General features: G+C 59.5%; 26 protein-coding genes. 11 read left to right on the top strand and 15 right to left on the bottom strand.

The features are described from left to right. The first annotated feature begins 237 nt into the window (after positions 1 to 237). The 6 genes from hemA (at position 238) to ACWIKB_RS18030 (ending at position 5,609) form a co-directional block, all read left to right on the top strand. Positions 238 to 1,524, top strand: coding sequence for a glutamyl-tRNA reductase (hemA, locus tag ACWIKB_RS18055; protein WP_123410098.1), 1,287 nt, complete (start codon positions 238 to 240; stop codon positions 1,522 to 1,524). Next, on the top strand, positions 1,521 to 2,603 hold the full coding sequence (prfA, locus tag ACWIKB_RS18050) for a peptide chain release factor 1 (RefSeq protein ID WP_475268534.1): 1,083 nt from the start codon (positions 1,521 to 1,523) through the stop codon (positions 2,601 to 2,603). Before hemA ends, prfA begins: the two co-directional genes overlap by 4 nt. Beyond that, the gene (prmC, locus tag ACWIKB_RS18045; protein ID WP_475268533.1) at positions 2,604 to 3,434 is read left to right on the top strand and encodes a peptide chain release factor N(5)-glutamine methyltransferase; all 831 of its coding nucleotides are present in this window, start codon (positions 2,604 to 2,606) and stop codon (positions 3,432 to 3,434) included. Then, the gene (locus ACWIKB_RS18040) at positions 3,428 to 4,183 is read left to right on the top strand and encodes a molybdopterin-synthase adenylyltransferase MoeB (RefSeq protein ID WP_475268531.1); all 756 of its coding nucleotides are present in this window, start codon (positions 3,428 to 3,430) and stop codon (positions 4,181 to 4,183) included. The genes prmC and ACWIKB_RS18040 overlap by 7 nt, the downstream gene beginning before the upstream one ends. Further along, the gene (murI, locus tag ACWIKB_RS18035; RefSeq protein WP_475268529.1) at positions 4,176 to 4,967 is read left to right on the top strand and encodes a glutamate racemase; all 792 of its coding nucleotides are present in this window, start codon (positions 4,176 to 4,178) and stop codon (positions 4,965 to 4,967) included. The genes ACWIKB_RS18040 and murI overlap by 8 nt, the downstream gene beginning before the upstream one ends. A gap of 123 nt (positions 4,968 to 5,090) precedes the next feature. Then, on the top strand, positions 5,091 to 5,609 hold the full coding sequence (locus tag ACWIKB_RS18030; RefSeq protein WP_475268527.1) for an acyloxyacyl hydrolase: 519 nt from the start codon (positions 5,091 to 5,093) through the stop codon (positions 5,607 to 5,609). A gap of 127 nt (positions 5,610 to 5,736) precedes the next feature. Here the strand turns inward: ACWIKB_RS18030 and ACWIKB_RS18025 are convergent, their stop codons facing one another. The 12 genes from ACWIKB_RS18025 to ACWIKB_RS17970 all read right to left on the bottom strand — a co-directional run bounded on the left by ACWIKB_RS18025 (position 5,737) and on the right by ACWIKB_RS17970 (position 15,875). Beyond that, positions 5,737 to 6,042: a YkgJ family cysteine cluster protein gene (locus ACWIKB_RS18025; RefSeq protein ID WP_475268525.1), complete on the bottom strand. Its 306-nt coding sequence runs from the start codon at positions 6,040 to 6,042 to the stop codon at positions 5,737 to 5,739. Between the two features lie 53 nt (positions 6,043 to 6,095). Then, positions 6,096 to 6,599 (bottom strand): DUF2878 domain-containing protein, encoded by a 504-nt coding sequence (locus ACWIKB_RS18020; protein ID WP_475268524.1) that lies wholly within the window; start codon positions 6,597 to 6,599, stop codon positions 6,096 to 6,098. Next, on the bottom strand, positions 6,592 to 7,863 hold the full coding sequence (locus tag ACWIKB_RS18015; RefSeq protein WP_475268522.1) for a class I SAM-dependent methyltransferase: 1,272 nt from the start codon (positions 7,861 to 7,863) through the stop codon (positions 6,592 to 6,594). Before ACWIKB_RS18015 ends, ACWIKB_RS18020 begins: the two co-directional genes overlap by 8 nt. Then, positions 7,850 to 8,665, bottom strand: coding sequence for a DUF1365 domain-containing protein (locus ACWIKB_RS18010; RefSeq protein ID WP_475268521.1), 816 nt, complete (start codon positions 8,663 to 8,665; stop codon positions 7,850 to 7,852). The genes ACWIKB_RS18015 and ACWIKB_RS18010 overlap by 14 nt, the downstream gene beginning before the upstream one ends. Beyond that, positions 8,662 to 9,909, bottom strand: coding sequence for an NAD(P)/FAD-dependent oxidoreductase (locus ACWIKB_RS18005; RefSeq protein WP_475268520.1), 1,248 nt, complete (start codon positions 9,907 to 9,909; stop codon positions 8,662 to 8,664). The genes ACWIKB_RS18010 and ACWIKB_RS18005 overlap by 4 nt, the downstream gene beginning before the upstream one ends. Continuing rightward, positions 9,906 to 10,688, bottom strand: coding sequence for an SDR family NAD(P)-dependent oxidoreductase (locus ACWIKB_RS18000; protein WP_475268518.1), 783 nt, complete (start codon positions 10,686 to 10,688; stop codon positions 9,906 to 9,908). The genes ACWIKB_RS18005 and ACWIKB_RS18000 overlap by 4 nt, the downstream gene beginning before the upstream one ends. Continuing rightward, on the bottom strand, positions 10,685 to 11,107 hold the full coding sequence (locus ACWIKB_RS17995; RefSeq protein ID WP_475268517.1) for a nuclear transport factor 2 family protein: 423 nt from the start codon (positions 11,105 to 11,107) through the stop codon (positions 10,685 to 10,687). Before ACWIKB_RS17995 ends, ACWIKB_RS18000 begins: the two co-directional genes overlap by 4 nt. Next, a complete protein-coding gene (phrB, locus tag ACWIKB_RS17990; RefSeq protein ID WP_475268516.1) occupies positions 11,100 to 12,545 on the bottom strand; it encodes a deoxyribodipyrimidine photo-lyase in 1,446 nt (481 codons plus the stop codon). The genes ACWIKB_RS17995 and phrB overlap by 8 nt, the downstream gene beginning before the upstream one ends. A 21-nt stretch (positions 12,546 to 12,566) precedes the next feature. After that, positions 12,567 to 13,508, bottom strand: coding sequence for a MerR family transcriptional regulator (locus ACWIKB_RS17985; RefSeq protein WP_475268515.1), 942 nt, complete (start codon positions 13,506 to 13,508; stop codon positions 12,567 to 12,569). Further along, positions 13,509 to 14,468, bottom strand: a complete 960-nt coding sequence (locus ACWIKB_RS17980; RefSeq protein WP_475268514.1) for a YbgA family protein — start codon at positions 14,466 to 14,468, stop codon at positions 13,509 to 13,511. A 208-nt stretch (positions 14,469 to 14,676) separates the two neighbouring features. Beyond that, positions 14,677 to 14,892 (bottom strand): TIGR02450 family Trp-rich protein, encoded by a 216-nt coding sequence (locus tag ACWIKB_RS17975; RefSeq protein WP_475268513.1) that lies wholly within the window; start codon positions 14,890 to 14,892, stop codon positions 14,677 to 14,679. Next, on the bottom strand, positions 14,889 to 15,875 hold the full coding sequence (locus ACWIKB_RS17970; RefSeq protein ID WP_475268512.1) for an NAD(P)/FAD-dependent oxidoreductase: 987 nt from the start codon (positions 15,873 to 15,875) through the stop codon (positions 14,889 to 14,891). The genes ACWIKB_RS17975 and ACWIKB_RS17970 overlap by 4 nt, the downstream gene beginning before the upstream one ends. 196 nt (positions 15,876 to 16,071) lie before the next feature. On the opposite strand from ACWIKB_RS17970, the gene ACWIKB_RS17965 reads away from it, so the two are divergent. Further along, positions 16,072 to 16,974, top strand: a complete 903-nt coding sequence (locus tag ACWIKB_RS17965) for a TIGR01777 family oxidoreductase (protein ID WP_475268511.1) — start codon at positions 16,072 to 16,074, stop codon at positions 16,972 to 16,974. A 13-nt stretch (positions 16,975 to 16,987) separates the two neighbouring features. Continuing rightward, positions 16,988 to 18,013 (top strand): ferrochelatase, encoded by a 1,026-nt coding sequence (gene hemH, locus ACWIKB_RS17960; protein WP_475268510.1) that lies wholly within the window; start codon positions 16,988 to 16,990, stop codon positions 18,011 to 18,013. A gap of 210 nt (positions 18,014 to 18,223) precedes the next feature. On the opposite strand, the gene ACWIKB_RS17955 is transcribed toward hemH, so the two are convergent. Then, a complete protein-coding gene (locus ACWIKB_RS17955; protein WP_133840270.1) occupies positions 18,224 to 19,498 on the bottom strand; it encodes a uracil-xanthine permease family protein in 1,275 nt (424 codons plus the stop codon). A 2-nt stretch (positions 19,499 to 19,500) separates the two neighbouring features. Continuing rightward, positions 19,501 to 20,139, bottom strand: coding sequence for a uracil phosphoribosyltransferase (gene upp / locus ACWIKB_RS17950; protein WP_475268509.1), 639 nt, complete (start codon positions 20,137 to 20,139; stop codon positions 19,501 to 19,503). A gap of 164 nt (positions 20,140 to 20,303) precedes the next feature. Here upp and ACWIKB_RS17945 point away from each other — a divergent pair, with 164 nt between their 5' ends. The 3 genes from ACWIKB_RS17945 to ACWIKB_RS17935 all read left to right on the top strand — a co-directional run bounded on the left by ACWIKB_RS17945 (position 20,304) and on the right by ACWIKB_RS17935 (position 21,878). Next, on the top strand, positions 20,304 to 20,861 hold the full coding sequence (locus ACWIKB_RS17945; protein ID WP_054045644.1) for a hypoxanthine-guanine phosphoribosyltransferase: 558 nt from the start codon (positions 20,304 to 20,306) through the stop codon (positions 20,859 to 20,861). Between the two features lie 180 nt (positions 20,862 to 21,041). Next, a complete protein-coding gene (locus tag ACWIKB_RS17940) occupies positions 21,042 to 21,527 on the top strand; it encodes a hypothetical protein (protein ID WP_475268508.1) in 486 nt (161 codons plus the stop codon). 63 nt (positions 21,528 to 21,590) lie between these two features. Beyond that, positions 21,591 to 21,878 (top strand): PA4642 family protein, encoded by a 288-nt coding sequence (locus tag ACWIKB_RS17935; protein WP_429512428.1) that lies wholly within the window; start codon positions 21,591 to 21,593, stop codon positions 21,876 to 21,878. A gap of 200 nt (positions 21,879 to 22,078) precedes the next feature. Here the strand turns inward: ACWIKB_RS17935 and mqo are convergent, their stop codons facing one another. Further along, positions 22,079 to 23,587 (bottom strand): malate dehydrogenase (quinone), encoded by a 1,509-nt coding sequence (gene mqo / locus ACWIKB_RS17930; protein ID WP_475268507.1) that lies wholly within the window; start codon positions 23,585 to 23,587, stop codon positions 22,079 to 22,081. Between the last annotated feature and the right edge of the window lie 384 nt (positions 23,588 to 23,971).

Raw genomic sequence — 23,971 nt, 5'->3', positions numbered from 1 at the left:
TTTACCCGCGCGCGTTCCCCTGTAGGAGCTGCCGCAGGCTGCGATCTTTTGATCTGGCTCTTTTAAAGGCAAAAGATCGCAGCCTGCGGCAGCTCCTACAAAAGCCCGGTAGCCTCGTAAACGAGAACCGCTCGCAAACTTATGTGGCGTCTACCGACACGATAGATATCGAGTGGTTGTTCTGAATCTGACGAAGTAGGACAATTGCCGGCTTCACGTCACTATCAGCGACCTTGAATGGCCTTTCTTGCACTCGGTATTAACCACAAGACTGCTTCAGTAGACGTCCGCGAGCGCGTGGCTTTTACCCCAGAGCAGCTGGTGGAGGCCTTGCAACAGCTCTGCCGACTCACTGACAGCCGCGAAGCTGCGATCCTTTCCACCTGCAATCGCAGTGAACTGTATATAGAACAGGATCACCTTTCGGCGGACATCATCCTGCGCTGGCTGGCCGATTATCATCATTTGAGCCTCGATGAGCTGCGCGCGAGTGCTTATGTGCACGAAGATGATGCGGCAGTTCGTCACATGATGCGGGTCGCCTCCGGGCTCGATTCGCTGGTGTTGGGCGAACCGCAGATACTCGGTCAGATGAAGTCGGCCTACGCCGTGGCCCGAGAGGCTGGCACCATCGGTCCGCTGCTGGGGCGGCTGTTTCAGGCGACGTTCAATGCGGCCAAACAGGTACGCACCGACACCGCCATCGGCGAAAACCCGGTGTCCGTGGCGTTTGCCGCAGTCAGTCTGGCAAAACAGATTTTCAGCGACTTGCAACGCAGCCAGGCCTTGTTGATCGGCGCCGGCGAGACCATCACCCTGGTCGCCCGCCATCTGCATGAGCTGGGAGTGAAACGCATCGTTGTCGCTAACCGGACGCTGGAACGCGCGAGCATTCTGGCCGAACAGTTCGGCGCCCACGCGGTATTGCTCTCGGACATCCCGGCCGAACTGGTGCGCAGCGATATCGTCATCAGCTCCACCGCCAGCCAACTGCCGATCCTCGGTAAAGGCGCGGTGGAAAGTGCCCTGAAGCTACGCAAGCACAAACCGATTTTTATGGTCGACATCGCCGTCCCACGGGATATCGAGCCTGAAGTCGGCGAACTCGACGACGTTTACCTCTACAGCGTCGACGATCTCCACGAAGTGGTCGCCGAAAACCTCAAGAGTCGCCAAGGCGCTGCCCAGGCTGCGGAAGAGATGGTGTCGATCGGCGCCGACGACTTCATGGTGCGCCTGCGCGAATTGGCGGCGGTGGATGTGCTCAAGGCTTACCGCCAGCAAAGCGAGCGCATGCGTGATGAAGAATTGCAAAAGGCCCAGCGCATGCTAGCCAACGGCAGCAGCGCCGAAGACGTGCTGGTGCAACTGGCCCGTGGCTTGACCAACAAGTTGCTGCACGCACCTAGCGTACAGTTGAAAAAGTTGACTGCCGAAGGCCGCCTCGATGCGCTGGCCATGGCCCAGGAACTCTTTGCCCTCGGTGAGGGCTCGTCGGATAGCTCGGATAAAAAACCGCAATGAAAGCGTCACTGCTCAATAAGCTGGACATCCTCCAGGACCGTTTCGAGGAATTGACCGCTCTGCTTGGCGATGGCGAGGTCATTTCCGATCAGGCCAAATTCCGCGCCTATTCCAAGGAATACGCGGAAGTCGAACCGATTGTCGACACCTATAAACAGTTGCTCAAAGTGCAAGGCGACCTCGAAGGTGCCCAGGCACTGCTCAAGGACAGCGACCCGGACATGCGCGAAATGGCCGTGGAAGAAGTTCGCGAAGCCAAAGAGCAACTGATCGAAATCGAAGCCCGGCTGCAACGCATGCTGCTGCCCAAGGACCCGAACGACGGGCGCAACGTGTTCCTCGAAATCCGTGCCGGCACCGGCGGTGACGAGGCGGCGATTTTCTCCGGTGACCTGTTTCGCATGTATTCGCGGTACGCCGAGCGGCGTGGCTGGCGGGTCGAGATTCTCTCGGAGAACATCGGCGAGCACGGCGGCTATAAAGAAGTCATCGCCCGGGTCGAAGGTGAGAATGTCTACGGCAAGCTGAAATTCGAATCCGGCGCACACCGTGTGCAGCGGGTTCCAGCGACTGAATCCCAGGGGCGCATCCACACCTCGGCATGCACCGTGGCCGTGTTGCCCGAGCCGGACGAGCAGGAAGCGATTGAGATCAATCCGGCGGATATACGGGTCGACACCTACAAATCCTCCGGCGCCGGTGGCCAGCACGTCAACAAGACCGACTCGGCGATCCGCATCACGCATATACCGTCCGGTATTGTCGTGGAGTGCCAGGAAGAACGTTCCCAGCACAAGAACCGCGCCCGGGCGATGTCCTGGCTGTCGGCCAAGCTCAATGACCAACAGACCAGCGCTGCGGCCAATGCTATCGCCAGCGAGCGTAAACTGCTGGTGGGTTCGGGTGATCGCTCCGAGCGGATCCGCACCTACAACTTTGCCCAGGGCCGGGTCACCGACCACCGGGTCAACCTGACGCTGTATTCCCTCGACGAAATCCTCGCCGGTGGCGTCGAAGCAGTGATCGAGCCTTTGTTGGCCGAGTTCCAGGCGGACCAATTGGCGGCGATAGGTGAGTAAATGACGATCATTGCCAGTTTGTTGCGTGCTGCCGATCTACCCGACTCGCCAACGGCGCGCCTGGATGCCGAACTGTTGCTGGCCGCTGCGTTGGGCAAGTCCCGCAGTTTCCTGCACACCTGGCCTGAGCGCATTGTGCCGAGCGAAGCGGCGCTGACTTTTGCCAGTTACTTGCAGCGCCGTCGCGGCGGAGAGCCGGTGGCCTACATCCTCGGCCAGCAAGGTTTCTGGAAGCTGGATCTGGAAGTTGCACCGCACACACTGATCCCGCGCCCGGACACCGAGCTGCTGGTGGAAGCTGCGCTGGAGTTGTTGCCTGCGACACCGGCCACGGTCCTTGATCTCGGCACTGGCAGCGGCGCCATTGCCTTGGCCCTGGCCAGCGAGCGGCCGGCCTGGAAAGTCACCGCCGTGGACCGCGTGCTCGAAGCCGTGGCCCTGGCCGAACGCAATCGCCAGCGTCTGCATCTGAACAACGCCACAGTGCTGAGCAGTCACTGGTTCAGCGCCCTGCAAGGCCAGCGTTTTCAATTGATCATCAGCAACCCGCCTTACATCGCATCCGCCGATCCGCATCTGGTGGAAGGTGACGTGCGTTTCGAGCCGGCCAGTGCCTTGGTCGCCGGTGTCGACGGGCTCGACGACCTGCGTTTGATCGTCGCCCAGGCGCCGGATCACCTCGAAGCCGGCGGCTGGCTGATGCTGGAACACGGCTATGATCAAGCCGACGCGGTGCGCGATCTGCTGCTGACCCGTGGTTTTGAAGAAGTCCATAGCCGCACCGATCTGGGCGGTCACGAACGTATCAGCCTGGGGCGCCTGCCGTGCTGAATGATCAGGAATTGTTGCGCTACAGCCGACAGATTCTGTTGCAACACGTCGACATCGACGGTCAATTGCGGCTCAAAGCAAGCCGTGTGCTGATCGTCGGGCTCGGCGGTCTTGGCTCGCCGGTCGCGCTTTACCTGGCAGCGGCCGGAGTCGGCGAGCTGCATCTGGCAGACTTCGACACCGTCGACCTGACCAACCTACAACGCCAGATCATTCACGACACCGACAGCATCGGCGTGAGTAAGGTCGAATCGGCAATCCGCCGCTTGAGTGCGATCAACCCCGAGATTCAACTGGTCGCCCATCGCGCCGCGCTGGATGAAGACTCTCTGGCTGCAGCAGTCGCTGCGGTGGATCTGGTGCTGGACTGTTCCGACAATTTCTCCACCCGCGAGGCGGTCAACGCTGCGTGTGTTGCTGCGCGCAAACCTCTGGTTAGCGGCGCGGCGATTCGCCTGGAAGGGCAGTTATCGGTGTTCGATCCGCGTCTGCCGGAAAGTCCGTGCTACCACTGTTTATACGGGCACGGCAGCGAAGCCGAACTGACCTGCAGCGAAGCCGGGGTCATTGGCCCGCTGGTGGGTTTGGTCGGTAGCCTGCAAGCTCTCGAAGCACTGAAGTTGCTGGCCGGTTTCGGTGAACCGTTGGTAGGCCGTTTGTTGTTGATCGATGCCTTGGGCACGCGCTTCCGTGAGTTGCGGGTCAAGCGAGATCCGGGTTGTAGCGTCTGTGGTACTGCCCATGCGTGAGGCGCCGATCGGCGTGTTCGACTCCGGCGTCGGTGGGCTATCGGTGCTGGCCGAGATCCAGCGTTTGTTACCCAACGAGTCTCTGTTGTATGTCGCCGACTGCGGGAATATTCCCTACGGCGAGAAAACCCCGGAATTCATCCAGCAACGCTGCAGCACCATTGCTGAATTTTTTCAGCAGCAGGGCGCCAAGGCGCTGGTGCTGGCCTGCAACACGGCCACCGTGGCCGGCGTTGCCAATCTGCGTCGCGATTATCCCGAATGGCCCATCGTCGGCATGGAGCCGGCGGTCAAGCCAGCCGCTGCTGCCACGCGCAGTGGTGTGGTCGGTGTCCTCGCCACCACCGGCACCTTGCAGAGCGCCAAGTTCGCCGCGCTGCTCGACCGCTTTGCCACGGATGTGCGGGTGATCACCCAGCCTTGCCCCGGGTTGGTGGAGCTGATTGAAGGCGGCGATCTGCACAGTGAAAAACTGCGTCAGTTACTTCAGGGCTATGTCGAGCCACTGCTGGCCGCTGGCTGTGACACGATAATTCTTGGCTGCACGCATTATCCCTTTCTAAAGCCATTGCTTAGGCAGATGATCCCAGAGGACATCAGCCTGATCGACACAGGGGCCGCAGTGGCGCGGCAACTGCAGCGTCTGTTGGCCGAGCGTGAGTTATTGGCTGAAGGGCCTGTTCGTGCCGCGCAATTCTGGACGAGCGCCGACCCGGAACATTTCAGAAATATCTTGCCGATACTGTGGAATACGGCTGGGGTTGTGCAAAGCTTCAAGTACTAGAAAAAAAACGCTGGGGCAAACGAGTAATTGGGGTGAACTTCTGATTAATCGTCGATTTCTATAGCTGTGTCTGAGAGCAACAAAAAGAAACCACACGAAATCGTTCGGAAAAGGATGTTTCTAATGAAGCGACTATTCTGTTTGGCCGCGATTGCGACCGCGTTGATGGGGCAAAGTTTGACCGCTCAGGCGGCTGGCGTGGAGTTCGGGGTCGGTCAGACCAGCGATTCGACCATGACCTACCGGCTGGGTATGCAATTCGATTGGGACAAAAGCTGGCTGCAAAGTGACGTCGGTCGAGTGACCGGTTACTGGAGCGGCGCCTATACCTATTGGAGCGGCGACAAGACTTCCGGCACCAGCAGCCTTTCGTTCTCTCCAGTGTTCGTCTACGAGTTTGCCGGGCAAAACGTCAAACCGTATCTCGAGGCGGGGATTGGTGTCGCGTTGTTCTCCAATACCCAGCTGGAAGACAACCACATTGGCCAAGCCTTTCAGTTCGAAGACCGCTTCGGTTTCGGGCTGCGCTTTGCCGGTGGGCATGAAGTCGGGATTCGTGCGACGCACTATTCCAATGCCGGTTTGAGCAGTAGCAACGACGGTGTGGAAAGCTACTCGTTGCATTACACGATGCCGTTGTAAGGTCAAAAGCTTCGCGGGCAAGCCTCGCTCCTACAGGTTTTGTGTTGTGACCCAATTCGTGTCACGCCCGAATCCTGTAGGAGCGAGGCTTGCCCGCGAAGGCGTCCTGTCTGACAACACCGTTCTTTCAGCGATACACCGACACAATCCCCTGCCGCTCTTCGATGCATTCCGGCGAACCCGTCTCGAATTCCCGGCAGATCAGCGGGCGTTTTTCGTAGATGGTGCACATCATCGTGTTGCGATCCAATGCCGCACACCAGCCGTCATCCAGCCGTAGCATCACTTCCCCGCCCCAGTCATCGGTATCAATAAAACGTTCGGGCACGCCCGTTTCGGTGATCAGCATGACTTCGAGCTGACAGCAGCAGGCTGAGCAGGTCGAGCAAGTGATCGCCGGCTCGGCGATTTGCGTGTGGGGGATGGTTTTCATGGGGCGCAGTGTAAGGCAGTGGACCGTTGCTGTGTGAAAGGCCTGACGGACGCTCAGTCGCGGTTATCCGCCGCCAACCGCTGCGCCATGAAATGCAGTGTAGGAAACAGCATCGCCCAGAGCAGTCCGATGCCGATCAGCGTCGGCAGTTGACCATAGGGAAATTGCACCCCCGCCAGTTGGCTGCCCGCGTAATACGACAGTGGACCACCGACCGCGCCGAGCAAACTGGCCAGCCACCAGGGGTTGGCGCTCCACATCAGGCAGTGGCGCAAGGTGGTCGCCAGCAGCGCCCACAACAGCATCAGCCAAAGCGGAATCAGGGGCGCGACATCGGTGAAGTCGAACACTCCCAGCCAGCGTAATGAGCTGTCGACGGTGGTGCCCAGCAACACCACGCTGAGGATCAATCGGCCTTCATCGACCCAGCGACTTATCCACAGCAGATGAATCACCAGCGCCGCCAGTGCCACTAACAACCACAGACTGTTGCCGCCCACCACGCAGGCAAACCAACCGACCTGAAACAACGCGGCATTGGCCAGACGTTCAAGCATCGAAACGGCCGAGCAGTGGCGCCGGCATCGCCGCCGGTTTGGCCAGCAGCAATTGCGCGGTGCCGATGGTGCGTTCCAGGAAACCTCCCTCGCAGTAGCACAGGTAAAACTCCCACAACCGCAGGAAATACTCGTCGTAGCCCAATTCGCTCAAGCGACCGTGGGCGCGGCGAAAATTCTCATGCCACAGGCGCAGGGTTCGGGCGTAGTGCAGGCCGAAATCTTCCATGTGCAGCAGGTTCATGTCGGTGTCGCGGCTGACGATCTCCAGCATCTTCTGCACACAGGGCAAGGCGCCGCCGGGGAAGATGTAGCGCTGGATGAAGTCGACATTGGTCTTGGCTTGTTCGTAGCGCTGCTCGCGGATGGTGATCGCCTGCAACAGCATCAAGCCGTTGCTCTTGAGCAAGTGTGCGCATTGCTTGAAGTAGGTCGGCAGAAAGCGATGGCCGACCGCTTCGATCATTTCGATCGATACCAGTTTGTCGTACTGCCCGGTGAGGTCACGGTAGTCCTTGAGCAGCAAGGTCACCTGATCTTGCAAACCCAGGGCTTCGATCCGCTGTGCGGTGTAGGCGTACTGCTCTTTGGACAAGGTAGTGGTGGTGACTTTGCAGCCATAGTTCTGGGCTGCGTAGAGCGCCATGCTGCCCCAACCGGTGCCGATTTCCAGCAGATGATCGCTGGGCTTCAGGTCGAGCTTCTGGCAGATCCGTTCCAGTTTGTTCAGTTGAGCCTGTTCCAGAGTGTCTTCGGGGCTGAGGAACTGCGCCGCCGAATACATCATTGTCGGGTCGAGAAACTGTTCGAACAGATCGTTGCCCAGGTCGTAATGCGCGGCGATGTTTTTCTGTGAGCCCTTGCGCGTATTGCGATTGAGCCAATGCAGCCCTTGCACGAACGGCCGACCGAGTTTGGCCAGTCCACCCTCCAGCGCGTCCAGCACGTCAAGGTTACTGACGAACACTCGCACGACCGCCGTCAGGTCTGGCGAGGTCCAATAACCGTGGATGAACGCTTCGCCCGCGCCGATCGAACCGTTGCTCGCCACCAGTCCCCAGACCGCCGCATCCAGGACATGGATCTCCCCCAGCAGATGATCGCCAGCGGTGCCGAAGACATGCCGTTCGCCGTCTTCAACCACCACCAGTTGCCCGTGCTTGAGGTGCGCCAGTTGGCGCAGCACTCCCCGGCGCAGCAGCGAGCCGGACAAGCTGTTGGTGCTGAGCAGGTTGGCTTTGGCCGAAGCGCTAGAGGATTTCATGGCGGCGATCCTGTGGAGGGACGATGGCGGTTTGAGAGCTGCCATCGGCAGCCTGATGGGCAAAAATCGGTGTGCGCTTGAGCAGCAGACGCAGAGCCTGCCAATAGATCGCCAGGCAGGTTTTCGCCGTCATCCACGGGAAGCGCCGCAAGTAATGGTGCAGGCTGTCGCGATTGAGCGTTTCACGTTGCAGGTTGAGCGTGGCGTCGAACAGCTTCAGCTCGCCCTGCCAGTCCGCCATGTGCACGCCAAGCTTTTGCGCGGCTGGGCTGAAGCTCATGCGGTACTCAATATCCCGTGGCAGAAACGGCGACACATGAAACGCCTTGGCCATGGCGAAATGCTGATGGAAGTCGCCCAAGTGTTCCGGCGCCCTGGCCGGCAACACGTAGTGATAGTGTTCGCCCCACGGCGTGTTGCTGACTTCGCAGAGAATCGCCGCCAGTTGGCCGTCCGCCTCGTGACAATAGAAAAAGCTCACCGGATTGAATGACAGCCCCCAACTGCGGGCCTGGGTCAGCAGGCAAATTGAGCCCTGGGGTTCGTGGCCGATGGCTTGGCCAACCTGTTGGCGCACCGCGTCGATCAAGCGCATGCCGGCGCCAGTAAATGCTTTCAGGTAATCGCCCTCGCGAAACGAGAACGCGGCAAAACGGCTGCGCCCCGACAGCGGCGACAAACCCAGCACGGCGTCCTGCTCATCAAGGTCCAAGTACAGCAGACCGATCCGATAACGGAATTCATGGCGCCTGGGCGCAAATCGCCGATGGGCGATCCAGCCGCTGTAGAGGGCGCTGTTCACAGCACTTCACCGAACGATCGGGCCACGCGCAAGGCACTGACCACCCCGTCTTCATGAAAGCCGCTGGCCCAATAGGCGCCGCAATAATAGGTGTGCTGCGCGCCGTTCAATTCCTCCCAACGCTGCTGCGCCGCCACCGCTTTCAAGCTGTATTGCGGATGGGCATAGGTGTATTTCGCGAGCACCTTGAACGGACTGATCCCGGCGCTCTGGTTGAGGCTGACACAGAACGTGGTGTCGCTCTGGATGCCTTGCAGGATGTTCATGTCATAAGTGACGGCGGCCCGCGTGTGCCCGGCGCCACCGAGGCGAAAATTCCAGCTCGCCCAGGCGAGTTTGCGCTCGGGCAGCAGGCGCGTATCGGTGTGCAAAACGACTTCGTTATCGGCGTAGGGCAGGGCGCCGAGGATCGACTGTTCGGCATCGCTCGGCTTGGCCAGCAGTTCCAGGGCCTGATCGCTGTGGCAAGCAAACACCACTTTGTCGAAGCGTTCGCTGCCGTTGGCGCTGTGGATAACTATGCCGTCGGTATCGCGTTCGACGCGGGTGACCGGGCAGTTGAGACGAATCTTCTCTTTAAACGATGCAATCAGGGGCGCGATGTAAGCGCTCGACCCTCCTTTGATCACACACCACTGCGGACGATTGCTGACGGAGAGCAAGCCGTGATTCTTGAAAAAGCGCACGAAGAACTGCAGCGGAAAACCGAGCATCTCGGCCATGGGCATCGACCAGATCGCTGCGCCCATCGGCACGATGTAATGCAGGATGAAGCGCTCGCCGTAGCCGCCAGCCTTTAGGTAGTGATCGAGGGTGGTGTCGGCGCCGATCCGTTGTTCCTCAAGATCGCGCAGGGCCTGTTTGTTAAAGCGCAGAATGTCTCGCAACATCCCCCAGAACCCCGGCGACAGCAGGTTGCGACGCTGGGCGAACAGGCTGTTGAGGTTGTTGCCGTTGTACTCAAGACCTGAATCCGGGTCGGTGACCGAGAAGCTCATTTCGGTGGGTTTGAAGCCCACGCCGAGCTGGCCCAGCAGGCGCATGAAATTCGGGTAGGTCCAGTCGTTGAACACAATGAAACCGGTGTCCACGGCATAGGACTGGCCATCGACCGTTACGTCCACTGTATGGGTGTGACCGCCGACCCAGTCGCCGGCCTCGAACAGGGTGATCTCGTGGCTGCGATTAAGCAGGTAGGCGCTGGTCAGCCCCGAGATACCGCTGCCGATAATGGCGATGTTCACGGCTGGTCCTTGATCGGCGGACTGCCGCGAACCATGCGTTTGCCAATTGCCAGCTTCACTCGGTTGGGGAGTTTCGACAGCGGCCAAAGAGCTGCCATGAACAATGCCGGAAAGGCGATTTCCAGCGGTCGGTTCTTGAGTTTGTTGAAGATATGCCGCGCGGCTTTATCCACAGGCCAACTGAGCGGCATCGGGAAATCGTTTTTTGCGGTCAACGGGGTGTCGACAAAACCGGGGCTGACCACGGTGACTTCAATGCCTTCGGGCGCCAGGTCGATGCGCAAGGATTCGAACAGGTAACGCAGCCCTGCTTTCGAGGCGCCGTAGGCTTCGGCCCGGGGCAGTGGCAGGTAAGTCACAGAACTGGCGACACCCACCAGATGCGGTGCGGTGCCAGCCCGAAGCAAAGGCAAGGCTGCTTCGATGCAATAACTGCTGGCAAGCAGGTTGGTGCGCACCACGTGCTCGATGATCGATGCATCGAACTGCTTGGCATCGACATACTCGCAGGTTCCGGCGTTGAGGATCACCGTGTCCAGGGAACCCCAGTCCTCGGTGATCCGCTCGCCGATTTCACGCACTGTTTGACTATCGGTCAGGTCGCCGGCCACCACCATCACCTGTCCCGGATAACGCTGGGACAGAATTTTGAGTGGCACTACCGAGCGGGAGCTGACCGCCAGATGAGCGCCGGTTTTCAAGATTTCTTCGGCCAGCGCGGCGCCAATGCCGCTGCTCGCACCCGTTAACCAGTATCGTCGTGGAGGTGTAAGACTCATCCCATTCTCCTTTTCAACCAGGCAATCGCCCGGCCCAATACGGGTAAATGTTCATACAGCAGCGCCCCGGCATCGAAATAATCCCGGTGGCGATAAACTTTGTCGTGCCACAGCAGGTGCGAACAGCCCTCGACCCGAATCAACTGGCCACCGGCCAGGCGCGGATGTCGGTAGCTCATGACCCAGCGCAGGTATCCTTCGCCTTCGCTAATCTGGTCGAAGCCGTGAAAGTCGAAACGCAACTCGCTGACGTTGGCATAGAGCTCGGCGAAATAACCGCGCAATTGCTTCAGGCCTTGAACTTCATGCAGCGGATCGGTGAACTGCACGTCGTCGGTGTACAGATCGCCAAGACGTTGCAGATTGTCTTTGTTCAAGTCGCCGAACTGCCGGGCGAAGCGTCGCAGGAACTCACTCATAGCCACCTCCGGCATTCTGTCGCGATGGCAGGTTCTTGAACGCGGCCAGGGCCCGCTCACGAGATGTACTGAGATTGACGATGGGCGATGGATAGTCTGTAACGCCGAACAGGCCGCTGAGGTTAGCGGGGTTATGCACTTCCTTTTTGTTCAGCCCGGCCAGTTCCGGCAACCAGTGCTTGATGAACACGCCCTCGGCGTCGAATTTCTCCGATTGGCTCAGCGGGTTGAAGATACGGAAGTAGGGCGCCGAATCGGTGCCGGTGGACGAACTCCACTGCCAGCCGCCGTTATTCGCCGCCAGGTCGCCGTCGATCAGGTGACGCATGAAAAAGCGCTCGCCTTCACGCCAGTCGATCAGCAGGTTCTTGGTCAGGAACATCGCCACTACCATGCGCAGGCGATTGTGCATCCAGCCGGTTTCCAGCAGTTGGCGCATCGCGGCATCGATGATCGGCAGGCCGGTGCGGGCTTCTTGCCACGCGGCGAGTTCATCCGGCGCGTCACGCCAGGCCAGGGCTTCGGTTTCCGGGCGGAAGGCGCGGTGCCGCGATACTCGTGGGTAGCCCACCAGAATATGTTTGTAGAACTCGCGCCATAGCAGTTCGTTGATCCAGGTAACCGCGCCGACCTTGCCGCTTTCGAACTCGCCCTGATTGCTTTGCAGTGCGGTGTGCAAACACTGGCGCGGGGAAATCACCCCGGCCGCCAGATAGGCCGAAAGCTGACTTGTGCCAGGTTTGGCCGGGAAGTCGCGCTCGCTCTGGTAATAGTCGATTTGTGCGTCGGCAAACGTGTCGAGGCGCCGCCGGGCCTCGGCTTCACCGGCGGGCCAGAGTGCGATCAGGCTGTCTTTGGGCGTTTCGAAACCGTCGACACGGGCAGGGATTTCATCGCTGGCGATGTTCAGCGGCGTTTGAATCCCGGGTGCTGCCACCAGGCTTGGCAGTGAACGACGCAGTCGGTCGTAACAGACTTTGCGGAACTGACTGAACACCTGGAAATACGTGCCGGTCTTGGTCAGCACGGTGCCCGGTGTGAACAGCAGTTGATCAAGGTAGCTGTGAAAGTCGATGCCTTCGGCCTTCAGCGCATGAGCCACCGCCTGGTCACGGCGGCTTTCATGGATGCCGTATTCCTCGTTGACGTGCACCGAGGCGATCTTCAACTGCCGGCACAGATCGAGCAGCAGTGTCGGCGCCGCGTCCCAGCGAGACGCTGTGCGGATCAGCAGGGGAATGTTGAGCTTGCCCAGTGCCAGGCTTAATTCGCTCAGGTTGCGTAGCCAGAAATCGACTTTGCACGGCGCATCGTCATGCGCCAGCCATTGCTCCGGGCTCAACAGGTACACCGCTACGCTCGGGCCACGAGCTGCGGCGGCCGAGAGGGCGGTGTTGTCGTGTAGGCGCAAATCGCTGCGCAGCCAGATCAATTGCATGGTGGTGTCCGTACTCAACATTTAAATCAGCCCACGCTGAACGAGGTCCTGATAGGCCGACAAGGGATCTTCGGCCAGGGACAAATCAGCGATTTCAGTGGTTCTTACGGACAACTCGGCGTGGTGGATGCATACCGTTGGTCCGACAATCATTTTTGGGCAACTGGCGCCATTCAAAAGTTTCGGCAACTGCGCAAGGTTCATGGCTTTGCTGGAATACAACAGTACGCCACGGGCTTGCAGGTGTTCGACGGCCAGCGCGAGTTCTCCGGCCGGGAGGGGCCAATCGAAAACTTCCACCGGGCAATCAGCGCTGCTGATCAGCCACGCGGTGAGCCAAAGGTAAGGTTCCAGGGGCACATCCGAGTGATTGATCAACAGCATCGGCGCGGCCCGTAACTGACGGTTGTTATGGTAGATGCGCGCGCCAAATTTGCTGCGCAACCAGGAATAAAAGAACACCCGTTCCATTTGTGCGCCGAACTGACCTTGCCAGCGCTGTTCCAGCTCGGTCAATAACGGCATCAGCAGTTGTTCGCACAACGTCCGTGGCGGGTACAGCGCCATGGCTTGGTTGACGGTGTCATCGAGGGTGCGTTCGTTCAGTTGAGTGACCGCTTGCTGCAGCGTGTTACGCAGCAATTGCCAGTCATTTTCGACGGACTCGGTAAAGGCTTGCGGCGTGTCGAGCAATTGCTTGACCTGGCTGACGGCAACGCCGCGATTGAGCCAGGTGAGAATCGTCAGAATCCGTTGCACGTGTTCGGCCGAGAACAACCGATGCCCCTTGGGCGTGCGTTGCGGCACGATCAGACCGTAGCGTCGTTCCCAGGCACGTAGGGTGATGGCGTTGACCCCGGTCTGGCGCGCCACTTCACGAATCGGCAGCCAGCCTTCGTCCAGGGCTTTCTTGAAGTCGGCGCCGAGGTCTTCGCGGGCGCTGGTGTCGGGTGTGTTGTTCATTTAGATCGCATTTCGCAGGCTGAGGTTTTCCGGGTGCGGTTGCAGGTAAACCTGTTGCGCAATGTACGGATCGGGGTGCTGGCGCAAGTAATGCTTGAGCAGCGTCAGCGGCACCACCAACGGCACGATGCCGTGGCGGTATTGGCCGATGAGGTGTTGCATTTCCTGTTTGTCTTCAGCGCTGATGGCCTGCTTGAGGTAACCACTGATGTGTTGCAGGACATTGGTGTGGGTGCGGCGCGTGGCGCATTTTTTCAGCGCCTCCATCAGCTCGCTGAAATAGCGCGGGCCGAGTTCTTTCGGGTCGGTCTGGCCCATGTTGCCCAGCAGGTTGCCCAGGGTTTTGTATTGCACCGGGTTGTGGGCCATCAGCAGGTATTTGTAGCGCGAGTGAAAATCCATGAGTCCGCGACGGCTTAGGCCTTCCTGGAGCAATTGCTGCCAGTCGCTATAGGCAAAGACTCGGGTCAGGAAGTTTTCCCGCAGCACCGGGTCGTTGAGCCGGCCGTCTTCTTCCACCGGCAAGTCCGGGTGTTGTTCACAGAAGGCCTGGGCGTAGATGCCGCGACCGCCGCCATCCACCGGCGCTCCGTTGGCGTGGTAGACCTTGACCCGCAACAATCCGCAGGACGGCGATTTCTGCATAAAGATGTAGCCGCAGATGTCGCCCAGCTCAGATGCCATTTTCTGAGCGTACTCGGCGAGCGGTTGGGTGACGTTGATTTCGTGGTTTACCGTGCCGACGGCTTCGGGACGTTCGGGATTTCCCACCAAGCGAATCGGTTCGCGAGGAATACCGAGGCCGATCGCGACCTCCGGGCACACCGGGACAAAATCGAAATAGTCAGTGAGGGTGCGACTGCACAGCCGCGATTCCTTGTGCCCGCCGTTGAAACGCACCTCGGCTCCCATCAGGCAGGCGCTGATCGCGATTTTCGGTTTGGCGGGGACGATGGGCATTGCAGCACCTCGAATCTAATACCTGTACAGAGTGTTGGATCTGTACAACATAATCTTCATCATAGATTCGAAGCTGTACAAGTCAAATTATTTGTATAGGTTTTTCAGGTGTGCACAGAACCCTGTAGGAGCTGCCGAAGGCTGCGATCTTTTGATCTTGCTCTTTAGCGGCTCGGGAAAATCAAAAGATCGCAGCCTTCGGCAACTCCTACGCCCAGCCCATTCGCCAAAGGGTTTTGTTTTTCAGGGTTTGCCAGTCAATGCGCTCACTGCGCTGAGTCAACACCGCCTGCAACTCAACCGCCAGCACCGTGCCGTCCTCATCGCGGAACAACTCGGTGACCAGAAAATGTTTTTCGCGGTTTTTCGGCTGGGCTGCTGTCCATTTCGACAGCAGCAATTTACCCGGATTGATGCGGTTCACTGCAGGTGTGCATGCAAGCGGCGGGCGGCTTCCTGGCCGCTGAGCCAGGCCCCTTCGACACGACCGGACAGGCACCAGTCGCCACACACGTACAGGCCCAGGTCGGCATCCGCCAACACGCCCCATTCATGACTGCTGGCAGGGCGGGCATAGAGCCAGCGGTGGGCGAGGCTGAAGGTCGGTGCGGGCATCGCGCTGTGCAGCAGTTCGGCGAAAGCACCGTGCAGTTGCTCGATCACGGCTTCCTTGGACAGGTCGATGTGTTGCCGGCTCCAGGTGCTGGTCGCGTGCAGCACCCAAGTGTCCATCGTGTTGTCGCGCCCGGGTTTGCTGCGGTTACGGGCCAGCCAGTCGAGTGGACTGTCCTGCACGAAGCAGCCTTCCATGGGCGTATCCAGCGGTGTGTCGAAGGCCAGGGCGATCGCCCAGGTCGGGTCCATTTTGACCCCGGCAGCGGCCCCTGCGAGTTTCGGTGCGGAGGCCAGCAACGCAGTCGCTTGAGGCGCAGGCGTGGCAATGACCACATGACTGAACGGACCATGAGTGAAGCCTTCGGCGTCCTGCAGATGCCAGTGTTCTTCACCGCGATAGACCTCAGTGATCCGGCAGGCGAAATGCACTTCCAGATCCCCGAGCAGCGCGCGGGTGATAGCGCTCATGCGTGGCGTGCCGACCCAACGGGTTTGCTCATCCGGCGACAGGTTGAGTTGGCCGCCCTGGAACGTATAGAGCTGCGGTGTCCATTCGGCGACCCAGCCATTGGCTTGCCAGCGCTGCACTTCGGTGACGAAGCGCCGATCACGTGCCGTGAAATACTGCGCGCCCATGTCCAGAGCACCGGCGTCACTGCGCTTGCTCGACATGCGTCCGCCGCTGCCACGGCTTTTATCGAAAAGTTGAACGACGTGCCCGGCCTCCGTCAGGGCCTGGGCGGCTGATAACCCGGCGATGCCGGTGCCGATGATTGCGATAGGTACAGTCATAGGGGCCTCGTTTACCTTTCTGTACAGACTACGCCGTGGTTTAAACCTGTACAATATTGTTTTTTGGTATAACTTTTAGCGTTCTCGTTCTGACAGCTTGGCCTATTGTTAAACACAGACCCTGCCCGATACCAAAGATCCCTGCTTATAAAAATAGACTAGTGATCAAGGTAAAACGCCACGCGAGGAAGTAGTCATGCACATATTGCTGACCGGCGGTACTGGTTTGATAGGACGTCAGCTCTGCCATTACTGGTTGAGTCAGGGACATCGCCTCACGGTCTGGAGTCGCTCACCTGCAAAAGTCGCGAAAATCTGTGGCGCTCAGGTCCGAGGCATCGCCCGACTTGAAGACCTCGGCCAGGAGTCGGTCGATGCCGTGATCAATCTGGCGGGCGCGCCAATTGGTGATCGTTTGTGGACGACTCGGCGAAAAGCGTTGTTGTGGAGCAGTCGAATCACCCTGACCGAAACCCTGCTGGCCTGGCTCGAAACCCGTGAGCAAAAACCTCAATTGCTGATTTCCGGTTCAGCAGTCGGCTGGTATGGCGACGGTGGCGAGCGTGAGTTGACCGAGGACTCGCCGCCGGTGATTGATGATTTCGCCAGCCAGTTGTGCATCGCCTGGGAGGAAACCGCCCAGCGTGCCGAGGCCTTGGGCATTCGGGTGATTCTGGTGCGCACCGGGTTGGTCGTGTCCGCCGAGGGCGGCTTTTTGTCGCGGCTGTTGCTGCCCTTCAAATTGGGGCTGGGCGGGCCGATCGGCAACGGCCGGCAGTGGATGCCGTGGATTCATATCAAGGATCAAATCGCCCTGATTGATTTTCTTCTGCATCGCATTGACGCCAGCGGTCCATATAATGCCTGCGCGCCCAAACCGGTGCGCAATCGAGAATTTGCCAAGACGTTGGGCAGCGTGTTGCACCGCCCGGCGTTCATGCCCATGCCTGCCCTGGCGCTGAAGGTAGGCCTGGGCGAAATGTCGCTGCTATTGCTGGGCGGCCAAAAAGCCGTACCGGCGCGTTTGCTGGCGGCGGGTTTCACTTTCCAGTTCACTGATTTACGCGCGGCGTTGGACGACGTGTCCAGCCGCCTCTGAAATAGGACGTTGCATGACCGATCACGCGTTGCTTCTGGTCAACCTGGGCTCACCGGCCTCCACTTCGGTGGCGGATGTGCGCAGCTACCTCAATCAATTTCTGATGGACCCGTATGTGATCGACCTGCCATGGCCGGTGCGACGTTTGCTGGTGTCGCTGATACTGATCAAGCGTCCGGAACAGTCGGCCCACGCCTACGCTTCGATCTGGTGGGAGGAGGGCTCACCGCTGGTGGTGCTCAGCCGTCGCTTGCAACAGGCGATGACCGCCCAGTGGAGCCATGGTCCGGTGGAATTGGCGATGCGTTATGGCGAGCCGTCGATTGAAACGAAACTGATGGAGTTGGTCGCCCAGGGCCACAAGCGCATTACCCTCGCGCCGCTTTATCCACAGTTCGCCGACAGCACCGTGACCACGGTCGTCGAAGAAGCCCGGCGCGTGATTCGCGAGAAGAAGCTCAATGTGCAGCTCTCGATTCTCCAGCCGTTCTACGACCAGCCGGAATACCTCGATGCGCTGGTGGCCAGTGCCAAGCCTTACCTTGAGCAGGATCACGATCACCTGCTGTTGAGCTTCCATGGTTTGCCGGAACGGCACCTGACCAAGCTTGATCCGACCGGCCAGCATTGCTTCAAAAACGAAGACTGCTGCAAGAACGCCTCGCCGGCCGTATTGGCGACCTGCTACCGCGCCCAATGCCTGCGCACGGCTTCCGAGTTTGCCAAGCGCATGGGCCTGGCGGAGGGTAAGTGGTCGGTGTCGTTCCAGTCGCGATTGGGCCGGGCGAAGTGGATCGAACCCTACACCGAAGCACGCCTCGATGAGTTGGGGAAAAGTGGCGCGAAGAAGATTCTGGTGATGTGCCCGGCGTTCGTTGCCGATTGCATCGAGACCCTTGAAGAAATCGGTGATCGTGGGCTGGAACAGTTCCGCGAAGCGGGAGGGGAGGAGTTGGTGCTGGTGCCGTGCCTTAACGATGATCCGCAATGGGCGAAGGCGTTGAATGCGTTGTGCGAGCGAGCGCCGTTGGCGCTTTAAAAGCTTCGCGGGCAAGCCTCGCTCCTACAGGTGAAGATCGTTCCCACGCTCTGCGTGGGAATGCAGCCCGGGACGCTCTGCGTCCCATTGGAACGCGGAGCGTCCCTTGAGGCATTCCCACGCAGAGCGTGGGAACGATCACGACGCAGTCCTGTAGGAGCGAGGCTTGCCCGCGAAGACAATCTTTCAGGCGATAAAGATTCAGCCTGATTACAGCAAAGGCTCATCCGCCTTCTTGTGCTTCCAGCTGTCATTGCCCGGCAGCAACAGGTTCAGCGCAATCGCCACCACCGCGCACAGCGCGATGCCTTTGAGGCCGAAGTCGTCCGGACCGGTGCCGGTGCCGACCAGCACACCGCCAATCCCGAACACTAGGGTCACCGACACAATCACCAGATTGCGCGCTTCGCCCAGATCGATCTTGTGGCGAATCAGCGTGTTCATGCCCACCGCCGCAATCGAGCCGAACAACAGGCACAGAATCCCGCCCATCACCGGCACCGGAATGCTTTGCAGCAGCGCGCCGAACTTGCCGACGAACGCCAGGCTGATGGCAAAGATCGCCGCCCAGGTCATGATCTTCGGGTTGTAGTTCTTGGTCAGCATCACCGCGCCCGTGACTTCGGCGTAGGTGGTGTTGGGTGGGCCGCCGAACAGACCGGCTGCCGTGGTGGCAATGCCATCGCCGAGCAGGGTGCGGTGCAGGCCGGGTTTCTTCAGGTAATCGCGACCGGTCACGCTACCCACGGCAATCACGCCGCCAATGTGCTCAATGGCCGGGGCCAGCGCCACCGGAACGATGAACAGAATCGCCTGCCAGTTGAACTCCGGCGCCGTGAAGTGCGGAATCGCAAACCACGGGGCGGCGGCAATCTTCGCGGTATCGACCACGCCGAAATAGAACGCCATGCCAAACCCGACGAGCACGCCGGAGATGATTGGCACCAGGCGGAAAATCCCCTTACCGAACACCGCGACGATCAGCGTGGTCAGCAGCGCTGGCATCGAGATCAGCATCGCGGTCTGGTAGTGAATCAGCTCGGAACCGTCGCCGGCCTTGCCCATCGCCATGTTGGCGGCGATCGGCGCCATGGCCAGGCCGATGGAGATGATCACTGGGCCAATCACTACCGGTGGCAGCAAACGGTCAATAAACCCGGTGCCTTTGATCTTCACGGCCAGGCCGAGGAAGGTGTAGACGAAACCCGCCGCCATCACGCCGCCCATGGTCGCCGCGAGGCCGAACTGGCCCTTGGCGAGAATGATCGGGGTGATGAAGGCAAAGCTCGACGCCAGAAACACCGGCACCTGACGCCCGGTGACGATCTGGAACAAAATCGTCCCCAGACCTGCGGTGAACAGCGCCACGTTCGGGTCGAGGCCGGTAATCAGCGGCATCAACACCAGGGCGCCGAACGCCACGAACAGCATCTGTGCACCCGACAGCACTGTGCGCCAGAGCGGATCGTTGAACTCTTCCTGCATGCTCAAGCGTCCTTCTGCTTGGTGCCGAAGATCTTGTCACCGGCATCGCCCAGGCCCGGGATGATGTAACCGTGTTCGTTGAGTCTTTCGTCGATGGAGGCGGTGTAGATCATCACGTCCGGGTGAGCTTTCCCGACGGCGGCGATGCCTTCAGGGGCAGCGACCAGCACCATGGCGCGGATGTCTCGGCAACCGGCCTTTTTCAGCAGGTCGATGGTCGCAACCATGGAGCTGCCGGTGGCGAGCATCGGGTCGATGATCATGGCCAGGCGTTCGTTGATTTCCGGAACCAGTTTCTCCAGGTAGGTGTGAGCCTGCAGGGTCTGCTCATTGCGGGCCACGCCCACGGCGCTGACTTTGGCGCCCGGGATCAGGCTCAGCACACCTTCAAGCATGCCGATACCGGCGCGCAGGATCGGCACCACGGTAATCTTCTTGCCGGCGATTTTCTCCACCGACACAGTGCCGCACCAACCTTCGATATCGTAGGTTTCCAGCGGCAGGTCTTTGGTGGCTTCATAGGTCAGCAGGGCACCGACTTCCTGAGCGAGCTCACGGAAATTCTTCGTGCTAATGTCTGCGCGGCGCATAAGGCCAAGTTTATGACGGATCAGCGGATGGCGGATCTCTTGGATGGGCATGGGGAAAGGCTCCGGCGGCGGGCAAAAAAACCGGCCTAGATTAATCTATCCGAGGGTGTTGTCCTATAGACATAAGGTACGTTAGTCCACAAACGCTTGATTCGGACGTGCGGGATGCGTACCTTTGCCCGCTTTTCCCGAATCCGTCCCCCCTGGAGAGCGCCATGTCCGCTGATCTCGAGCATATCCGTCAAATCATGCGAGAGGCTGACTGCCTGTACACCGAAGCTGAAGTCGAGGCGGCCATCGCCCGTGTCGGTGCACACATCAACGAACAACTGGCCGACACTAACCCGGTGGTGTTCTGTGTGATGAACGGCGGCCTGATTTTCGCCGGCAAGCTGCTCACCCATTTGCACTTCCCGCTGGAAGCGTCCTACCTGCACGCTACCCGTTATCGCAACGAAACCAGCGGCGGCGACCTGTTCTGGAAAGCCAAGCCGGAAGTTTCTTTCCTCGACCGCGACGTACTGATCATCGACGACATCCTCGATGAAGGTCACACCCTGGGCGCGATCATCGACTACTGCAAACACGCCGGCGCTCGTGCTGTGCATACCGCCGTATTGATCGACAAGGACCACGACCGCAAGGCTCGCCCGGACCTGAAAGCCGATTTCGTCGGTTTGCCGTGCATCGACCGTTACATCTTCGGTTATGGCATGGACTACAAAGGCTACTGGCGTAACGCCAACGGGATCTTTGCCGTTAAAGGCATGTAAACCCCGCTGCAAATTCCCTGTGGGAGCGGGCTTGCTCGCGAAAGCAGTGTGTCAGCTGCATTAATGTTGGCTGACACGTCGCCTTCGCGAGCAAGCCCGCTCCCACAGGGATCGGTGTTCGCAGATTCACTTTCGTAGACCCCATGCTAGAGTGCTCGGCCCCGCCCTCCGGAGCCTGTCATGAGCCTTTTGATCCGCAGCTGCGCCGCCCTGTTGCTGACCCTCAGCCTGCCCCTGGCCGCCGCGCCAGCGCCGATGCACGCGCAGTTCCTGCCGCCGGACGACCTGACCCTGCGTGACGCCGAACCGGAGCAGCAGCAGCTGTTGCAGGTCACCGACTATTCGGTGGTGGTGGGTAGCCAGCGCCAGTCCACACAGCAACCGATCCCCGTGACGTCGCCGCTGCTGATCCGCCTCAAGGGCAAATCCTTGAACAAGGGCGCGACCATCAGCCAGGTGCTGGTCAACTTCGATGGCGAAAGCAAAAGCCTGAAAAAGCCGATCTACGACGAAAAAAGCAAAACCCTGACGCTCTTCTACCCGTTGGCGCAATACCGGGTGGTGATCGATCTACTGCGCAATGACACCGTGTATTGCCAGTTCCTCAGCTACGCCAACGGCCATGTCTGGGCCGATCTGCACACCGGCAGCGTTCGCGCGCGTTGAGCCCGGCGGCCAGAGGGGGGTAAACTGCCTGCCCCGTGAAATGTCTGCGAGCTGGAGTCGGCAATGCGTAAAGATAAGAAGCAAGTGATTGGTGACGAGATCGGCGATGAGCAGATCAAACTGTTTCTCGATTTTGAACCGGTCGACGCCACTTCGCCGTCCCTGCATAAACTGATCAAGGCCTATCGCGGTCTGCGTATCGACGACTTCGAGCGCTTCCTAACGTTTTTTGTCGCGGCCGGGTTTGATCTGGATGGCAAGGATGAGCACGGCAATGATTTCGTCGCAGTGATCAAGGATCAGCGCAACGCGGCCGAATACATCGAGTTGATTGCCAAGGCTCGCGGTTAATCCCACAGATACCGGTTGTTGGTGCTGGCCCTTTCGCGAGCAAGCCCGCTCCCACATTTTGGAATGCATTTCCCTGTGGGAGCGGGCTTGCTCGCGAAAGCGGTGTAACTGCCACCGCAGATCTTAAGGTCACTGTTTCACCGGCCATAAAAAAAACGCCCCGCTCTCACTGAGAACGGGGCGTTTTTTGTGAGGCCGAATCAAGCGTAGCTTTCGGTCTCGTTACTGGCTTCAACCAGTTCCAGGGCGACGTTGTTGTGCGCGTTGATCTTGCGATACAGCGCCGCGTCGGTTTCCAGAACTTTTTCCCGAGCCGGGAAGATTTCCGCCAGTTTGGCAGCCCACTCACCGGACGCTTTGTTCGGGAAACATTTTTCGATCAGCTCAAGCATGATCGAAACGGTCACCGAAGCACCTGGCGAAGCGCCGAGCAGGGCGGCAAGCGAACCGTCCTTGGCCGCGACCAGTTCGGTACCGAACTGCAGAACGCCGCCCTTTTTCGGGTCTTTCTTGATGATCTGCACTCGTTGGCCGGCCACTTCCAGGCGCCAGTCTTCGGCTTTCGCCTCCGGATAGAAGCGACGCAGGGATTCCAGACGCTGTTCCATCGACTGCATCACTTCGCTGACCAGGTACTTGGTCAGGTCCATGTTGTTTTTGGCTACAGCCAGCATCGGGCCAATGTTGCCGGCGCGAACCGACAGCGGCAGGTCCATGAAGGAGCCGTGCTTGAGGAACTTGGTAGTGAAGCCGGCGTATGGCCCGAACAGCAGGGACTTGTTGCCATCGACCACGCGGGTGTCCAAGTGCGGCACGGACATCGGTGGCGAACCCACGGCTGCCTGGCTGTAGACCTTGGCCTGGTGGTGTTTGACCACTTCCGGGTTGTCGCAACGCAGCCACTGGCCACTGATCGGGAAGCCGCCGAAGCCTTTGCTTTCTTCGATGCCCGACGCCTGCAACAGCGGCAATGCCGCGCCGCCAGCGCCGAGGAAGACGAACTTGGCGTCGACTTCACGGGTGTTGCCGCTGTTGACGTCCTTGATGCTGACGGTCCAGCCGCTGCCGTTACGCTTCAGGCCGGTGACGCGCTTGCAGTACTTGACCTGGGCATCGGGTGCGCTGGTCAGGTGCTTGAGCAATTGATTGGTCAGGGCGCCGAAGTTGACGTCAGTGCCGTTCATCACGCGGGTGGCGGCGAGGACTTCGTCAGGCGAGCGGCCCGGCATCATCAGCGGCATCCACTCGGCCATCTTGGCCTTGTCTTCGGTGTATTCCATGTCGGCGAAGGCGTGGTGCTTGCTCAGCACGTTGAAGCGTGACTTGAGGAAGGACACGCCGCTGTCGCCTTGCACGAAGCTCAGGTGCGGCACCGGGCTGATGAAGGATTTGCACGAGCCGAAGGTGCCTTTCTTGGTCAGGTACGACCAGAACTGCTTCGACACTTCGAACTGGGTGTTGATGTGCACGGCTTTCTTGATGTCGACGGTGCCGTCGGCGGCCTGTGGCGTGTAATTGAGCTCACACAGCCCGGCGTGACCGGTACCGGCGTTGTTCCACGGGTTGGAACTCTCCGCGGCACCGGAATCCATCAGCTCGACGACTTCCAGCTTGATCGCGGGGTCGAGCTCTTTGAGCAGTACAGCGAGGGTGGCACTCATGATGCCGGCCCCAACGAGTACTACGTCGACTGCTTCGTTATGCGCCATTTAACGCGTCTCCAAAATCTGCAGCACCAAATTGTCGGCATGGCTGCCAGGCGTTCCGGGGCGTGTCAGTGATGCCCCACGTACCCATGGCAGTATCGCCATGTCCGAATCTTCGCAATTTTTCGCAACTTCGACGGACGCTACCGGTTGGGTTAATGAGCCCTATGAACTCACTTCAACGCGCAACTGGCAATTCGACTTATGGTCGAGACATCCGTTTGTGCAACCAAATCCGTAGCGGACAGGCTTCAGGCTCCGGTGTTCGAGGAATACTCGGTCCTGTGTCGTTGGGCTGTTTCAGACGCTAATGGTGCATGTTCAGACGCAAAACTATTCATTTGCTCGCCACACTCTTGTGAAGTTGTGAAAACCCGTTTTTTTCAC

The sequence above is a fragment of the Pseudomonas sp. 5Vm1k genome (assembly GCF_056161485.1).
This window is presented reverse-complemented; position numbering and strand designations above follow the sequence as displayed.

Coding starts and splice junctions, on each gene's coding strand:
- hemA (WP_123410098.1), top strand. CDS start 238: ATGGCCTTTCTTGCACTCGGTATTAACCACAAGACTGCTTCAGTAGAC.
- prfA (WP_475268534.1), top strand. CDS start 1,521: ATGAAAGCGTCACTGCTCAATAAGCTGGACATCCTCCAGGACCGTTTC.
- prmC (WP_475268533.1), top strand. CDS start 2,604: ATGACGATCATTGCCAGTTTGTTGCGTGCTGCCGATCTACCCGACTCG.
- murI (WP_475268529.1), top strand. CDS start 4,176: ATGCGTGAGGCGCCGATCGGCGTGTTCGACTCCGGCGTCGGTGGGCTA.
- ACWIKB_RS18030 (WP_475268527.1), top strand. CDS start 5,091: ATGAAGCGACTATTCTGTTTGGCCGCGATTGCGACCGCGTTGATGGGG.
- ACWIKB_RS18025 (WP_475268525.1), bottom strand. CDS start 6,042: ATGAAAACCATCCCCCACACGCAAATCGCCGAGCCGGCGATCACTTGC.
- ACWIKB_RS18020 (WP_475268524.1), bottom strand. CDS start 6,599: ATGCTTGAACGTCTGGCCAATGCCGCGTTGTTTCAGGTCGGTTGGTTT.
- ACWIKB_RS18015 (WP_475268522.1), bottom strand. CDS start 7,863: ATGAAATCCTCTAGCGCTTCGGCCAAAGCCAACCTGCTCAGCACCAAC.
- ACWIKB_RS18000 (WP_475268518.1), bottom strand. CDS start 10,688: ATGAGTCTTACACCTCCACGACGATACTGGTTAACGGGTGCGAGCAGC.
- ACWIKB_RS17995 (WP_475268517.1), bottom strand. CDS start 11,107: ATGAGTGAGTTCCTGCGACGCTTCGCCCGGCAGTTCGGCGACTTGAAC.
- phrB (WP_475268516.1), bottom strand. CDS start 12,545: ATGCAATTGATCTGGCTGCGCAGCGATTTGCGCCTACACGACAACACC.
- ACWIKB_RS17985 (WP_475268515.1), bottom strand. CDS start 13,508: ATGAACAACACACCCGACACCAGCGCCCGCGAAGACCTCGGCGCCGAC.
- ACWIKB_RS17980 (WP_475268514.1), bottom strand. CDS start 14,468: ATGCCCATCGTCCCCGCCAAACCGAAAATCGCGATCAGCGCCTGCCTG.
- ACWIKB_RS17970 (WP_475268512.1), bottom strand. CDS start 15,875: ATGACTGTACCTATCGCAATCATCGGCACCGGCATCGCCGGGTTATCA.
- ACWIKB_RS17965 (WP_475268511.1), top strand. CDS start 16,072: ATGCACATATTGCTGACCGGCGGTACTGGTTTGATAGGACGTCAGCTC.
- hemH (WP_475268510.1), top strand. CDS start 16,988: ATGACCGATCACGCGTTGCTTCTGGTCAACCTGGGCTCACCGGCCTCC.
- ACWIKB_RS17955 (WP_133840270.1), bottom strand. CDS start 19,498: ATGCAGGAAGAGTTCAACGATCCGCTCTGGCGCACAGTGCTGTCGGGT.
- upp (WP_475268509.1), bottom strand. CDS start 20,139: ATGCCCATCCAAGAGATCCGCCATCCGCTGATCCGTCATAAACTTGGC.
- ACWIKB_RS17945 (WP_054045644.1), top strand. CDS start 20,304: ATGTCCGCTGATCTCGAGCATATCCGTCAAATCATGCGAGAGGCTGAC.
- ACWIKB_RS17940 (WP_475268508.1), top strand. CDS start 21,042: ATGAGCCTTTTGATCCGCAGCTGCGCCGCCCTGTTGCTGACCCTCAGC.
- ACWIKB_RS17935 (WP_429512428.1), top strand. CDS start 21,591: ATGCGTAAAGATAAGAAGCAAGTGATTGGTGACGAGATCGGCGATGAG.
- mqo (WP_475268507.1), bottom strand. CDS start 23,587: ATGGCGCATAACGAAGCAGTCGACGTAGTACTCGTTGGGGCCGGCATC.